Origin of the sequence: Polaribacter sp. Asnod1-A03, assembly GCF_045063585.1 — a bacterium.
In the GTDB taxonomy this organism is placed as follows: Bacteria; Bacteroidota; Bacteroidia; order Flavobacteriales; family Flavobacteriaceae; genus Polaribacter.
The window spans coordinates 986,263-1,001,461 of the sequence record NZ_JBEFOE010000009.1 but is presented as its reverse complement, the minus strand read 5'-3'; the positions used below and the strand labels follow the sequence as shown (position 1 = coordinate 1,001,461).

The 15,199-nt window shown below is 30.5% G+C and carries 14 protein-coding genes and 1 tRNA gene; 6 read left to right on the top strand and 9 right to left on the bottom strand.

What is annotated here, in order from left to right; genetic code table 11:
- The first annotated feature begins 38 nt into the window (after positions 1 to 38).
- On the top strand, positions 39 to 1,106 hold the full coding sequence (locus ACJJVY_RS04955) for a LamG-like jellyroll fold domain-containing protein (protein WP_405605781.1): 1,068 nt from the start codon (positions 39 to 41) through the stop codon (positions 1,104 to 1,106).
- 561 nt (positions 1,107 to 1,667) lie between these two features.
- Here the strand turns inward: ACJJVY_RS04955 and ACJJVY_RS04950 are convergent.
- From ACJJVY_RS04950 to ACJJVY_RS04940, 3 genes are all read right to left on the bottom strand, one after another.
- Positions 1,668 to 1,847: a hypothetical protein gene (locus ACJJVY_RS04950; RefSeq protein WP_405605779.1), complete on the bottom strand. Its 180-nt coding sequence runs from the start codon at positions 1,845 to 1,847 to the stop codon at positions 1,668 to 1,670.
- Positions 1,848 to 1,996: 149 nt separating this feature from the next.
- Positions 1,997 to 2,122: a phage integrase SAM-like domain-containing protein gene (locus ACJJVY_RS04945; protein WP_405605777.1), complete on the bottom strand. Its 126-nt coding sequence runs from the start codon at positions 2,120 to 2,122 to the stop codon at positions 1,997 to 1,999.
- Between the two features lie 183 nt (positions 2,123 to 2,305).
- Positions 2,306 to 2,380: transfer RNA gene (locus tag ACJJVY_RS04940), tRNA-Pro, on the bottom strand.
- Between the two features lie 82 nt (positions 2,381 to 2,462).
- On the opposite strand from ACJJVY_RS04940, the gene ACJJVY_RS04935 reads away from it, so the two are divergent.
- The 5 genes from ACJJVY_RS04935 to ACJJVY_RS04915 all read left to right on the top strand — a co-directional run bounded on the left by ACJJVY_RS04935 (position 2,463) and on the right by ACJJVY_RS04915 (position 7,380).
- Positions 2,463 to 3,545 (top strand): PQQ-dependent sugar dehydrogenase, encoded by a 1,083-nt coding sequence (locus tag ACJJVY_RS04935; protein ID WP_405605775.1) that lies wholly within the window; start codon positions 2,463 to 2,465, stop codon positions 3,543 to 3,545.
- Between the two features lie 132 nt (positions 3,546 to 3,677).
- On the top strand, positions 3,678 to 4,625 hold the full coding sequence (gene trxB, locus ACJJVY_RS04930) for a thioredoxin-disulfide reductase (RefSeq protein WP_405605773.1): 948 nt from the start codon (positions 3,678 to 3,680) through the stop codon (positions 4,623 to 4,625).
- A gap of 142 nt (positions 4,626 to 4,767) precedes the next feature.
- Positions 4,768 to 5,352, top strand: a complete 585-nt coding sequence (locus ACJJVY_RS04925; protein WP_405605771.1) for a YceI family protein — start codon at positions 4,768 to 4,770, stop codon at positions 5,350 to 5,352.
- A gap of 24 nt (positions 5,353 to 5,376) precedes the next feature.
- Positions 5,377 to 6,675 (top strand): hypothetical protein, encoded by a 1,299-nt coding sequence (locus ACJJVY_RS04920; protein WP_405605769.1) that lies wholly within the window; start codon positions 5,377 to 5,379, stop codon positions 6,673 to 6,675.
- Positions 6,676 to 6,801: 126 nt separating this feature from the next.
- Positions 6,802 to 7,380, top strand: coding sequence for a YceI family protein (locus ACJJVY_RS04915; protein ID WP_405605767.1), 579 nt, complete (start codon positions 6,802 to 6,804; stop codon positions 7,378 to 7,380).
- A 70-nt stretch (positions 7,381 to 7,450) separates the two neighbouring features.
- On the opposite strand, the gene ACJJVY_RS04910 is transcribed toward ACJJVY_RS04915, so the two are convergent.
- The 6 genes from ACJJVY_RS04910 to ACJJVY_RS04885 form a co-directional block, all read right to left on the bottom strand.
- Positions 7,451 to 7,897: a KTSC domain-containing protein gene (locus tag ACJJVY_RS04910; RefSeq protein ID WP_405605765.1), complete on the bottom strand. Its 447-nt coding sequence runs from the start codon at positions 7,895 to 7,897 to the stop codon at positions 7,451 to 7,453.
- Positions 7,898 to 7,980: 83 nt separating this feature from the next.
- Positions 7,981 to 8,946 (bottom strand): M28 family peptidase, encoded by a 966-nt coding sequence (locus ACJJVY_RS04905; protein WP_405605763.1) that lies wholly within the window; start codon positions 8,944 to 8,946, stop codon positions 7,981 to 7,983.
- Between the two features lie 192 nt (positions 8,947 to 9,138).
- Complete coding sequence (locus tag ACJJVY_RS04900; protein WP_405605761.1) at positions 9,139 to 10,935, bottom strand: acyl-CoA dehydrogenase family protein; 1,797 nt, start codon at positions 10,933 to 10,935, stop codon at positions 9,139 to 9,141.
- A 24-nt stretch (positions 10,936 to 10,959) separates the two neighbouring features.
- Positions 10,960 to 12,150: an acetyl-CoA C-acyltransferase gene (locus ACJJVY_RS04895; protein ID WP_405605759.1), complete on the bottom strand. Its 1,191-nt coding sequence runs from the start codon at positions 12,148 to 12,150 to the stop codon at positions 10,960 to 10,962.
- Between the two features lie 97 nt (positions 12,151 to 12,247).
- Entirely contained in the window at positions 12,248 to 14,653 is a 2,406-nt protein-coding gene (locus ACJJVY_RS04890) for a 3-hydroxyacyl-CoA dehydrogenase/enoyl-CoA hydratase family protein (RefSeq protein WP_405605757.1), read from the bottom strand.
- A complete protein-coding gene (locus ACJJVY_RS04885) occupies positions 14,646 to 15,125 on the bottom strand; it encodes a MarR family winged helix-turn-helix transcriptional regulator (protein WP_405605755.1) in 480 nt (159 codons plus the stop codon). The genes ACJJVY_RS04890 and ACJJVY_RS04885 overlap by 8 nt, the downstream gene beginning before the upstream one ends.
- Positions 15,126 to 15,199 lie beyond the last annotated feature (74 nt).

Genomic DNA, 15,199 nt, shown 5'->3' with positions numbered 1-15,199 from the left:
ATATCCTATTAGAAAAATAATTATTAATATATACACAAATGATGATGAGAAAATTACTTAAAAACTCAACTTTTATTGCAATTTTAACTTTAACAGTTGCAACTGTACAAGCACAAGATCCTAGTGCATTTTTAGAAGTACGATTTGAAAACAATTTAAATGCAACCACTACAGATCCTGACGGTGTTACTTTTGCAGTTTCCGATCCTGATAATGAAGGATACACAATCTCTTACAGCGATTATATTAAAATAGAAGGTAATTATGCTATGGACTTCACTTCTATTCTTGCTTCTGATAATACTAGTATAATTGATAATAGTACTTCTGTTCAAATTCAAAGTACGGCTAGTTTAGCTATTGAAGGTAATGCTGCGCGTACTTTTGCTGCTTGGATAAGAATACTCTCTCCAAGTGGAGGTGCAGGACACTGCATGTTAAATATGGGGGATCCGACTTCTGCTTCAGGAGGAAGAGTAAGCTGGTTAATTGATACGAGTAAGAATAGAATACAAATAGCCATAGGTGGGGGTAATACAAACAGTAATTACGATACTACTAGCACCGATTTAAATTTAGAAGATGGTACTTGGCATCATGTAGCATTTACTTACCCTGCAGGAGGCGTTCTGGATGATATTAAATTTTATATAAATGGTGTTCTGACGAGTAATGACGGTGGTACTAATAGCAGTACAAAAAGTTTTGCTACAGTTTCAGACAAACTTACTGTTGCCAGTAATGGTAAAGGTAAAAATTCTCAAAAATGGACTGAAGGTGGTAGTATAGATGACCTTAGAGTTTATGATTCTGTGCTTACTGTAGATCAAATTTCAGATATTTATGATGCTGCTACTCTTAGTGTTGGCGATGTTGCTTTTGGAGAAGATGAACTTATAGCATACCCAAATCCCGTAGAAGACTTTTTATATCTTAAAACCACAGATAATAGTACTTTAGATATTAGTGTGCTTGATATTACTGGGAAAGCTATTATAAGAACCTCTGGTGATTCTGTAGATATGAGTGAATTAACTTCTGGGTTATATATTGTTAAAGTTAGAGAGAATAACAAAGTTACCAAATTAAAAATTCTTAAAAAATAATTAAATACAACAAGTTTATAAAAAAAATCCTGTTATATTTTAGATATAACAGGGTTTTTTTACACTACTGCCACAAGATTCTTTTGCTGTGGTGCTTTACAACACACTACCTTTTAGCTAAAGAATTTTGTTTGCTTTTATTTTTTTGTACTCAATAGTCAAATAAAAATGATTTGACGGATATTTTTAATAGGGCATCTTAGAATCAATATTTATATTAGATAATAATTCTTTAAATGTAGTATTCATATTTTTTAAATTTTAAGTAACTCAATGATTAATAACTTATATTTTTCTGTAAATCAGGAATGCAAACCATAGTTGTTGAATTTTGATAGGGAGTCAAATTTTTTATAGAGACAAAGTGTTTTAAAAATAATCCTGAATAAAAAATTGTTACTATAATTCAATCGCTTTTTCACATTTGAAAGCGTATAGAAAATCGAATAAACTCTGCAACGCAGTTGTATTTTTCCATTCAACCTTTCCATAGAGTCTCTCAATCATTTGGAATGAGCTTTATGTGCTATGACTAGTAACGTATGAACAGAAAAAAAACAATTAACGTGTAATTTTTTTACTTCTTAAGTATTCAAATAACAATTTAGGTATATCTGTTTGTATTATATTAACATGATTTTCTATAAGCCAATCATAAGTCGATAAATCAATATCAGCTTGCTCATCATTATGTCCTACACATCCTACACAATAGGTGTAAGTGAATTTACACAAACTCATGATTCCTTTTCTCGTATTTTTTAAAAACGTTTAAAAAGTTGTATAGTGTCTGAAGGCACTGTAAACTCAAAAGCTACTGGCGTTTTTTTTTTTTTTTTTCAAACTACACTAAAAGGTTATTTCATCACGCTATTATTGGTAAGCATCAGTTATTTGTTTGAGTTTTTATAGTTTTTTAAATAATACTCAAAATCTGTAATGAAACGATAGTTCAATTGCTTAAGGCAAATGTCATCTGCATTTTTATTGACTTTAGTTAAACAAATGTTTTGCAAAGACAAAAGTCAAATTGTTCTTAAAGAACTCTTTAAAATTACGACATTTCTTTATAACAGTTGTTCACCGAATTTTACACCTTTTATTTGGTTTTATTTAAATTCAAATAATACCATATAAAATGAAAAACACTGAAAATCATTAGATTAACAGTGTTTTATATAAGCCTATTAATAGGCTTGTCGGGGTGGCAGGATTCGAACCTGCGACCTCCTCGTCCCAAACGAGGCGCGATGACCGGGCTACGCTACACCCCGAAAATGATTACTCATTTAAGGAGTGCAAATATAGAATAATATTTATATATTGTATCAGTTTTTTTAATTAATTTTTAATGATATGAAACTTTATATTTCTTCACTAATCTTTTTGGTTTTAATGTCTTTATCTTCTTTTAGTCAAAGTAAAGAGTACGAGTTAATTGTACCTGGTTTAACAATTCCGTGGGGGGGTACTTTTTTACCCGATAACTCTATGTTGATAACAGAAAAGGAGGGTAAATTGATTCATTTTAAAAAAGGAAAGAAAACAGAAATCACAAATGTTCCCACAGTTTATCTTAGAGGACAAGGTGGTTTTTTAGATGTAAAATTGCATCCTAATTATAGAGAAAACGGTTGGATTTATTTTACATATGCTTCATCACAAGGAGAAAGAAATGGCGGAAATACAGCTTTAATGAGAGCAAAACTAAAAGGCAATCAATTAGTAAATACTGAAGTTTTGTATAAAGCAAGCCCAAATACTACAACTAGTTATCATTTTGGATCTCGAATAGCTTTTGATGTTGAAAATCACGTTTATTTTAGTGTGGGAGATAGAGGAAGTAGAGATCTTAATCCACAAGATATAACTAAAGATTGTGGTAAGATATACAGGTTAAATGATGATGGAACAATACCAAAAGACAATCCTTTTGTTAATAATAAGAATGCTAAGAAAGCAATTTTTAGTTACGGACATAGAAATCCTCAAGGAATGGAAATGAATCCATTTACTAATGAAATTTGGTCCCATGAACATGGACCAAAAGGAGGAGATGAAATAAATATTATTAAAAAAGGGAAAAATTATGGTTGGCCTAAAGCAAGTTTTGGTGTAAATTATAGTGGTACAAAATTTACAGATAAAACATCAATACCAGGCATGGAAAACCCAATTCATTATTGGACTCCTTCTATTGCACCAAGTGGTATGGCTTTTATTACTAGTGATAAATATAGAAAATGGAAAGGTAACTTATTAGTAGGCTCTTTAAAATTTCAATATTTAAGTAGATGTATTTTAAAAGATAATAAAGTTTTTAAGGAAGTAAAATTACTTAAAGATATTGGTAGAGTTCGTTCTATAGAACAAGGTTTAGACGGTTATATTTATGTTGGTGTAGAAAACTTAGGGATTGTTAAGTTATTGCCTAAATAATAAAGGTTATTAATAAAAATTTTTACTATTTAACAATTTTTTATTCCTATTTTCTTATAATAAAAATTTATAAATATTAACACTCTAAACTTTAAAAAAACGATATTTTTGTTACAAACAATCTTAGAAAAAATGTCAGATACTATAGAGAAAATAAAATGTTTAATAATTGGATCTGGACCTGCAGGTTATACAGCAGCAATTTATGCAGCAAGAGCAGATATGAAACCAGTTATGTATACAGGTATGCAAATGGGTGGGCAATTAACAACAACTACAGAAGTTGATAATTTTCCAGGTTATGCAGAAGGTACAGATGGTACTGCAATGATGACAGACTTACAAAAACAAGCAGAACGTTTTGGTACGCAAGTTCGTTTTGGTCTAGTTACAAAAGTAGATTTAAGTACAGAAGTTGGTGGAGTTCATAAAATAATTGTTGATGAATCTAAAGAAATTGAAGCTGAAACTGTTATTATTTCTACAGGTGCAACTGCTAAATATTTAGGGTTAGAAAGTGAGCAAAGGTTAATTGGTGGTGGTGTTTCTGCTTGTGCAACTTGTGATGGTTTTTTCTATAAAGGACAAGATGTTGTTGTTGTTGGAGCAGGGGATACTGCAGCAGAAGAAGCTACTTATTTAGCTAATATTTGTAAAAAAGTAACACTTTTGGTTCGTAAAGATTATATGAGAGCTTCTAAAGCGATGCAACATAGAGTTAATAAAACTGAAAATATAGAAGTTTTATACAATACAGAAATCGATGAGGTTTTAGGAGATAATGTTGTAGAAGGAGTAAGAGCCATTAATAATATAACAAAAGAAACAACGGATATTTCTGTAACGGGAGTTTTTATTGCAATAGGTCATAAACCAAATTCAGATTTATTTAAAGATGTTTTAGATATGGATGAAACAGGTTACTTAATAACTAAAGGTAAATCTTCTAAAACTAATTTACCAGGAGTTTTTGCAGCGGGAGATATTCAAGATAAAGAGTACAGACAAGCTGTAACAGCAGCAGGTTCTGGTTGTATGGCAGCTTTAGATGCAGAGCGTTACTTAGGTGCTTTAGAATAGCCAAAATTATAATATTGTTAAAAAAAGAGATTACATTTATGTAATCTCTTTTTTTTTAGTTAAAATTCTATAATCTGATATTCCTCATAATTTAACTTTCTTAATTAAATGAAATTTGTAGTGTAATTAAAATATTATAAATATGTTTTATCAGAAAAGAATGAATGTAGCAATTTTAGGAGTAGTTGCAATGTTTTTATTTACTTCAAGTAAATTTTACGCTCAAGAATATAATGTGGATACAAAAAATTCTACATTATTAGTTTATGGAACTTCAAATATCCATGATTGGGAAATTGAAACAGAAAATCAAACAGGAACTATCTCTTTAGATAAGTCTAATGATTTTCAAATTAAAAAACTAAATCTTGTAGTTGAAGCAGAAAGTTTAAAAAGTGGAAAAGGAGGTATGGATAAAAATACTTACAAAGCTTTAAACACAAAAAAATTTAAAACAATAGAGTTTCAATTTGTAAGCTCAAAAGAAATTACAGATTTAAAAGATGGAAATTTCAAAATAAAATCTAAAGGTAATTTAACAATAGCAGGTGTTACAAAAGAAATTTTATTAGATTTTAATTTAAATATTAATGGAGAAACGATAAAACTTGTTGGAGAAAAATCAATTAGAATGACAGACTACAATGTTTCTCCTCCTACAGCATTATTGGGTACCATTAAAACGGGAGATACAGTAACAATCAAATTCAATACAATTTTAAAATAATTTATGAACTTAAAAATAATAAAAATGAATACAATTTTTAAAAGAACATTAATGATAGTATTAACGCTCGCTGGTTTGGGGGTTTCTGCTCAAGAAAATAGAGATTTAGATAATTTTAGATACACAGATAAAAGAGGTGTAAATGTTTTTGAATCACCAAAAACTACAACAACTACTTTTGATGGTCTTAAAGTAAGACTTGGTGGATCTTTTGCGCTTCAATTTCAAGGAATAAGTCATGAAAACTCAGATTTAGCAGGCATAGAGTTACAAGCTATAGGATCAAATTTTAATTTGGCAACTGCAAACTTAGATATAGATGTAGCTTTATATGATGGGGTTAACATGCACTTACGTACTTTCTTATCTTCTCGTCACCACAATGAAACTTATGTAAAAGGTGGTTATTTACAAGTAGATAAATTAGATTTTATAAAAGAAGGTTTTTTAGAAGACTTTATGCAGTATGCTTCTATAAAAATTGGACATATGGAAAATAATTATGGAGATGCTCATTTTAGAAGAAGTGATAATGCACAAACTGTACACAACCCATTTGTTGGAAATTTAATTATGGATTCTTATACAACAGAAGTTGGTGCGGAGTTAGTACTTAGAAAAAATGGCCTTTTAGGGATGATAGGGGTTACAAATGGTAAATTAAACCAATCTGTAGAAAAAAATGCTATAGGAGATGAACTTGCAGAAGATGGAAAGAGTGGAGGAGCTTCTTTTTTAGCTAAATTAGGGTACGATAAACAAATTAATACAGATTTAAGAGTAAGAATTACAGGGTCTATATATAACACAGGTTATGTACCAAACTCTTATTTATATTCGGCGGATAGGGCTGGTTCTAGATATTATGGAGTAATGATTGCAGAATCTGCGGAATCAGATAATTTTAGATCTGGTAGATACAATCCTAATTTAAAAAACAGTATTACTGCAATTATGTTTAATCCATTTATAAAATATAAAGGATTGGAGTTTTTCGGAACAATTGAAACTGCTTCAGGTAAAGCAACAGCAGAAACAGAAGATAGAACTGCAAATCAATTTGCAGGAGAACTTTTATACAGGTTCGGTAAAAATGAAAACTTATATATAGGTGGTCGTTACAATACTGTAGATTCTGAAGAAATGACAGGAGAAGATATTACAATTAAAAGATCTCAATTAGTTGCAGGTTGGTTTATGACAAAAAACATTTTAATGAAAATGGAGTACGTAAATCAAGAATATGAAGGTTTTGCAACAACAAGTACTTTAAACGGTGGTAAATTTAACGGAGTAATATTAGAAGCAGCAATTAGTTTTTAATATCAATTTTATAGTAGAATAATAGTAATTGTTTGTATTTTAGTAGAATAAGCCTCTTATAAATTAGAAAAGTAAGAGGTTTATTTATTTAAAAAATAGTTGCAATAAATAGAAAAGGTAAAAACAATGAAGAAAATAATAATTTTAATAGGGGTTTCATTATTCTTATTTTCTTTCACTAAAATTAATGTATTTAAAAATGATACAATTATTAAGATAGATGAAGAAAGTAAGTTAGAAATTATAGGATCTACTAATGTAAATAAATTTAAATGTGATTTTAATTTTTTAGATTTTGATAAAACAGTTCCTTTATCTTTTCAAAAGAAAGATAATAAAATCTATTTTAAAGAAGCTATTTTAAAGTTGGGTAACTCTTGTTTTGATTGTGGTAATAAAGTAATGAATAAAGATTTTAATAAATTATTAAAATCAAATAAGTTTCCTCAAATTTTACTAAACTTAAAAGAAGTAGAAAAAAAAGAAACAACAACAGAAGCTTTAGTAGAAATGACAATTGCTGGAGTTTCGAAAAAATACAAAGTTCCGGTAACAATAGAAGAAAATGAAGTGTTTTTAGTTTCAGGTAATTTACATTTAAATATAGAAGACTATAACTTAGAAGCACCAAAAAAAATGTTAGGTATAATTGTAGTTTCAGAGATGATAAACATTCATTTTAATTTGATTTTAAAAGAATGTTAAGCATTAAAAGTAAAAAAGAGATTACAAATATTTGTAATCTCTTTTTTTATAATTTTAAGAAAGTAAAATCTTAAACAGTTGTAGATGCTTTCATAGATTTTCTATAAGTAAAAGAATTAAAAATATTTCTTTTACCGAAATTGTTCATAGATCTAGCATTTATAAATTTTCCGAAAAGAACTTTGCTAACACCAAAGTATTCATATTTATTACCATCAGTAAAAGTAACTTCTAATAACATTCCTTTATGATGCCAATCAGCAACTTGAAATTCTGTTATAGTTGTTTTATAAGCATCTAGATTAGCTTCTTTTGTTTCTGGTGCAATACTTACTAAAAAGTGGTAACCATCTATAATTTCTGTACTTTTTATTTCAGCTTCTTCTTTTTCAGCTTCATCTTGAAACTTATCAGGGTGCCATTCCTTTACTAAACTTCTGTAAGATTTTTTTAAATCTTTTAAGTTGATAGCTCCTTCTACGTTAAAAAGTTTTTTATATTGTTTAATACGTTTCATTTCGTTGTTTTCAAATTGCGTGCAAAACTACTGATATTTAATTGATTAAAACCTATTTTTTATGTGTAAAAAAGGTTAAATATTTATTCTAAATAAGTATCGTAATTTTCTATTGATTTTATAATTAATTCAACAGCTTTTATGTAAAATTCTTGATTAATGTTTTCAAAAGTATCAGTTGCTTTGTGATAATCTTTATGATCCTCGACCCCAAAGTAGATAAATGGAATGCCTTCTTTATGAAAAACTCTATGATCAGAAGAATTAGTCCAATCATCTTTAGTTTTATCATCAGGATTATCATGTCCAAATAGTAAGGTAATCGGAGAGTCTATATTTTCTAAGGGCTTTTTTAATTGAGGATAATGGAATAAACCAGAAGCATATAATTGTAAAGAGTCATTATGCGCAATCATGTCCATGTTAATATTTAAAACAATATTATTTTTTTGTTCATATTTTTGTAACCAATAACTAGCACCTAAAGAACCTATTTCTTCGGCATCTACAGCAGCAAAAATTAGAGTATGTTTTGTAGGTTTCATTTTAAAATAATCTGCAATAGCAAAAAGAGCAGCAGTACCAGAAGCATCATCATCTGCTCCATTATAAATTAGACCTTTTCTAATACCTAAATGATCTAAATGACCCGTAATTACAATGCTTTTTTCTGTTTTTCCAGTAATTTTCCCTATAACATTACCACCAATAGCTGTAGTGTCTGGTATTGGAGTAATCGTATCTGTTCTTTCGATTCCCTTTATAGGAAACATTCTTAACCTTTTTTTTCCGGAAAAGGTATATGGAAACTTTTGAATAAACCCTTCTTCAGACATCTTTTCTAATCCAATTTTTTCAAATTGACTAGCAATAAATTTCTGAGCTTTATAATTTCCTTTTTTGGAAAATCCTCGGCCTTCTAAAGAATCATGAGATAAGATTTTGATACTTTCTAGAAGAATTTTATCATTAATTTTTATTGTTTTTTTAGAATTACAACTAACCGCTAAGAAAGTTATTGAAATAAAAAATAGAAGCTTTATTTTCATGATGTTTGTTTTTTACGAAAATAAACTTTTCTATTTAATTCTGTTGATTTACATGATTTTAAAGAAAGAAAACCATCTATATAGATGGTTTTCTTTCTTTAAAAAATAAATTTTAATATTCTTTTGATTGTCAGTTGAGTTTAAGAAAAGCTTAGCAAGTTTAAATAAACTCAATTTGACATCAAGAGGTTTTTAGAAACAATATTTGTTTTCTGACTTTACTTTTTCAGCTATTTCATTACGTAAATCTACAATATCAGGATAGTTAACATATTTTGTAAAACGTTTTAATCCCATTAATAACATACGTTGTTCATCTCCTTCGGCAAAAGAAATAATACTTTCTTTTCCTTTTTTCTCAATAATATCTACAGCGTTGTATAAATATAATTTAGACATTGCAATTTGTACAGATTGTGCGTCTTTACCAAAACGTTTTGCATTTTTTTCAGTTCTTAAAATTGCAGACTCTGCCATGTAAATTTCAATTAAAATATCTGAAGCAGCAATGAGTAACTGTTGATGTTGTTCTAATTCTGTTCCAAATTTTTGAAGAGCAGCACCTGCAACCATTAAAAATGTTTTCTTCATTTTAGAAATCATTACTTTCTCTTCAGAGAATAATTCAGAAAAATCTGGCGTTTCAAAAGAAGGTATTCCCATTAAGTCTTCTTGCACTTTCATTGCCGGGCCTAATAAATCTAAATGACCTTTCATGGCTTTTTTTACTAACATCCCAACAGAAAGCATTCTGTTAATTTCGTTAGTTCCTTCGTAAATACGAGCAATTCTAGCATCTCTCCAGGCAGATTCCATTGGTGTTTCTTCAGAGAATCCCATTCCTCCAAAAATTTGAATTCCTTCATCAGCACAATTTTGTACATCTTCAGAAACCGCTACTTTTAAAATAGAACACTCTATAGCATACTCTTCTACACCTTTTAATTCTGCTTCTTGATGCGTATTTCCGGCTTCTACTCTTAAAGCAATTCTATCTTCTATATTTTTAGAAGCTCTATACGTTGCAGATTCCCCAACATAAGCATTGGTTGCCATTTCTGCTAATTTAATTTTAATAGCACCAAAGTCTGCAATTGGTGTTTTAAATTGTTTGCGTTCATTGGCATATTTTACAGCATGTGTAACAATTCTTCTTTCTGAATCTAAACAAGCTGCAGCTAATTTAATACGACCAACATTTAAGGCATTCATTGCTATTTTAAAACCTTCTCCACGAGCAGCCAACATATTTTCTGCAGGTACAATAGTGTCATTAAAAAATACTTGTCTTGTTGATGAAGCTTTAATTCCTAATTTATGTTCTTCTTCACCTAAAGTAATTCCATTCGGATTTTCTTTATCATATTCAACTATAAAACCTGTGATGTTTCTATCATCTTCAATACGAGCAAAAACAATCATCACACTACAAAAACCAGCGTTAGAAATCCACATTTTTTGTCCGTTAATTTTGTAAGATTTTCCATCTTCGGATAATTCTGCTGTAGTCTTACCAGAATTAGCATCAGAACCAGCACCTGGTTCTGTTAAACAGTAAGCACCAAACCACTCGCCAGTTGCTAATTTGGGTACATATTTTTGTTTTTGTTCTTCTGTTCCGTACAAAGTAATTGGCATTGTACCAATACCTGTGTGTGCGCCAAAAGCGGTACTAAAAGATCCTGTTCCGCTAGAGATATAATCGCAAGTTAAAACTGTAGAAACAAATCCCATTCCTAAACCATCATAAGCTTCCGGAACTGCTACTCCTAAAAAACCTAATTCACCTGCTTTACGCATAACTTCTTCTGTAAGTGCATAATCTTTTGCTTCAAAACGAGCTTTATGCGGAATGATTTCTCTATCATTAAATTCCGTAACCGCTTCTTTCATCATTTGTTGCTCTTCAGAAAAATCTTCTGGAGTAAATATATCTTCGCAATTTGTTTCTTTTATAAGGAATTGTCCACCTCTTAATAAATCTGCCATTTTAGTTAATTGTTTAATTTGTTATTAATTAAGAAATTCAAATACTCCCGCAGCTCCTTGTCCTGTACCCACACACATCGTTACCATTCCGTATTTGTTTTTCATATTTCGCTTACGCATTTCATCAAATAATTGCACAGATAGCTTTGCGCCTGTACAACCTAAAGGATGTCCTAATGCAATAGCACCACCATTTACATTTACAATTTCTTGATTTAAATCTAACTCGCGCATTACTGCTAAAGATTGAGAAGCAAACGCCTCATTTAATTCAATTAAATCGATATCATTTTGTTGTAAACCTGCTTGTTTTAAAACTTTTGGAATTGCGGCAACAGGACCAATTCCCATAATTCTTGGCTCAACACCAGCTGCAGCATAATTTACAACTCTTGCAATTGGTTCAAGATTTAATTCATTTACCATTTCTTCGCTCATCACCATTACAAAAGCAGCTCCATCACTCATTTGAGATGAGTTACCAGCAGTTACACTTCCTCCTGCTGCAAAAACCGGACGTAATTTATTTAAAACAGCAGTTGAGGTTCCTTTTCTAGGTCCTTCATCTTTAGTTACGGTATATTTTTTAGTAGCTTTTTTCCCATTTTCATCTAAGTATGTTTGTTCCACTTCTACAGGAACAATTTGATCTTGAAAACGATTTTCAGCTTGTGCTTTTAATGCTTTCATGTGAGAATTAAATGCAAATTGATCTTGGTCTTCTCTAGAAACTTTAAACTGATTTGCAACTGCTTCTGCAGTATTTCCCATTCCCCAATAATAATCTGCATGTCCAGATTTAATGGTGTCATAATTTAATTCTGGTTTAAAACCTGTCATTGGTACAGAGCTCATGCTTTCTGCTCCACCTGCAATAATACAATCTGCCATTCCTGCACTAATTTTAGCAGCAGCCATTGCAATTGTTTCTAATCCTGAAGAACAAAAACGGTTAACGGTTACACCTGGAACATCCACAGAATTTAATCCTATTAAAGAAATAAATCGTGCCATGTTTAATCCTTGAGAACCTTCTGGCATTGCGTTACCAACAATTACATCATCTATACGTTTTACGTCTAAATTCGGCAATTCTTTCATCATGTGCTGAATGGTTTCTGCACCCAACTCGTCTGCACGTTTAAATCTAAAAACACCTTTAGGAGCTTTTGCAACTGCAGTTCTATATGCTTTTACTATATATGCTGTTTTCATTTTTTTAGCTTTTGGCTAATCGCTTTTGGCTTTTAGCGGTTTGTAATTAAATTATTCGCCAATAGCTAATTGCTAAAGGCTAATTGCTAGAGTAACTTTAGTTACGTAGAGGTTTACCCGTTTTTAACATGTGTTGAATTCTTTCTAAGGTTTTACGCTCTGTACAAAGAGATAAAAACGCTTCTCTTTCAATGTCTAATAAATACTGTTCTGTAACCAAAGTTGGTTCAGATAAATCTCCTCCAGCCATTACATAAGCAAGCTTATTGGCTATTTTTTGATCGTGTTCTGAAATGTATTTAGAATGTTCCATAGAATCTGTTCCTACTAAAAACATTCCTAAAGCTTGTTTTCCTAAAACTCTCACGTCTTTTCGTTTTACAGGTTGTGTGTAACCGCTTTCTGCCATGATTTTTGCATGTGCTTTTGCGGTAGCAATTTGTCTGTCTTTATTAACAACTACAACATCTTTTCCTTTTTGCATTAATCCTAAATCAAAAGCTTCGTAAGCAGAAGTAGATACTTTTGCCATACCTATAGTTAAGAAGTTTTCTTGTAAAATGTTTAGCTCAACATCTCCTTTACTAAAAGAATCTGATGCTCTTAAAGCCATTTCTTTAGAACCTCCACCACCAGGAATTACACCAACTCCAAATTCTACTAATCCCATATAAGTTTCTGCTGCTGCAACAACTTTATCTGCATGAAGTGATATTTCACAACCACCACCTAAAGCCATTCCATGAGGAGCAGAAATTGTTGGTATTGATGAATAACGCATGCGCATCATTGTGTCTTGAAAGTGTTTAATGGCATAATTTAATTCATCATACTCTTGCTCTACCGCCATCATAAAAATCATACCAATATTTGCCCCAACAGAAAAATTTGCGGCTTGATTACCAATAACCAATCCTTGAAAGTTTTTTTCTGCTAAATCAATACCTTTATTAATTCCGGCTAAAACATCTCCACCAATGGTATTCATTTTAGATTGGAATTCTACATTTAAAATTCCATCTCCAATATCTTCAATTACAACACCGGAATTTTTAAAAACTTCGTTTGATTTTCTAATATTATCTAATATGATGAATGATTCTTGACCAGGTTTTTTAGTTTGAGATTTAGAAGGAATATCATAAAAATAAGTAGCTCCTTCTTTTACTGTATAGAATGATGAAACTCCACTTGCTAACATTTCTGTTACCCAAGTTGCAGGTTCCTTTCCTTCAGCTTTCATTAATTCGATTCCTTTTTCTACACCAACTGCATCCCAAATTTCGAAAGGACCATTTTCCCATCCAAAACCAGCTTTCATTGCATCATCAATTTTATACAATTCATCAGAAATTTCTGGAATTCTATTTTGAACATAAGCAAACATTGCTGCAAAATTCTTTCTGTAAAATTCTCCAGCTTTATCTTTTCCGCCAACTAGTATTTTAAATCGATCAATTGGCTTATCAATCGTTTTCGTAAGTTCTAAAGTTGCAAATTTTGCACGTTTTTTAGAACGATATTCTAATGTGTCTAAATCTAAAGTTAGAATTTCACTTTTTCCTTCCTCATTTTTTATTTTTTTATAAAAACCTTGACCAGTTTTACTTCCTAACCATTTGTTTTCCATCATTGTATTGATGAAACCTGGAAGTTTAAATAATTCATGAGCTTCATCATTAGGGCAGTTTTCATAAATACCATTAGCAACGTGTACCAAAGTATCTAAACCAACTACGTCAACCGTTCTAAAAGTTGCAGATTTTGGACGGCCTATAACTGGGCCTGTTAATTTATCTACTTCTTCAACAGTTAATTCTAACTCTTTTACTTGATGAAATAAAGATTGAATTCCGAAGATTCCAATTCTATTACCTATAAATGCAGGAGTATCTTTTGCTAAAACAGAAGTTTTTCCTAAGAATTTTTCTCCATACATCATTAAGAAGTCTGTAACTTCTTGTTTACAATCTGGACCAGGAACAACTTCGAAAAGTTTTAAATATCTTGGTGGATTAAAAAAGTGAGTTACCGCAAAATGCTTTTGGAAATCTTCACTTCTTCCTTCATTCATAAATTTTATAGGAATACCAGAAGTATTTGAAGAAATAATAGTACCAGGAGTTCTATATTTTTCTAATTTTTCAAAAACAATTTTTTTGATATCTAGTCTTTCTACAACAACTTCCATAATCCAATCTACATCAGTAACTTTTGCAATATCATCCTCTAAATTACCAGTGGTAATTCTGCTTGCAAATTTTTGATTGTAGATAGGAGAGGGTTTCGATTTTAAAGAAGCTGTAAGGGCATCATTTACCAAACGATTTCTTACAACTTTATCATCTAACGTAAGTCCTTTTGCTTTTTCTTTGTCGTTTAATTCTCTTGGAACAATGTCCAACAATAGAACTTCTACACCAATGTTTGCGAAATGACATGCAATTCCGCTTCCCATAATACCGGAGCCAACTATTGCTACTTTTTTAATTCTTCTAATCATTAGTTAATTTGTTTTTTACTGTTTTATTACTAACGGTGCCATAAATATGCCTGTCAGCAATTAATTTATTAATTGTAGATGTTACTTTAAAAAAGCCTGCTAACTCTTCTTCAGAAACATTTTCTTTTACAATTTCATTAAACTGTATTACATAAGCTTTAGAAACTTTACGTTTTTCTTTGCCATAATCAGTCAATTTAATTAAAACACCTCTACCATCATTCGGGTTTTTTTCTCTAGAAATAACACCTTTATCTTCCATCGTTTTTAAAATTCTAGATAGACTTGTAGGTTCCATTCCCATTAAAGGCCCCAATGCTGTAGACGGTGTTCCGTTTTGTTTATCAATATTTAATAAAACAAAAGCGGTTGCCATTGTTGTATTATGCTTTGTTGCCTGTTCATTATACATCTTTGCAACGGCTTGCCATGTTGCTCTTAATTGATGATCTATAGATACTTCTTTGCTCATTACATCAAATATATAAAATTTTTACTATGCATGCATAGTAAAAGTGTAAAAAGTTATGCATGCATAGTAAAAAT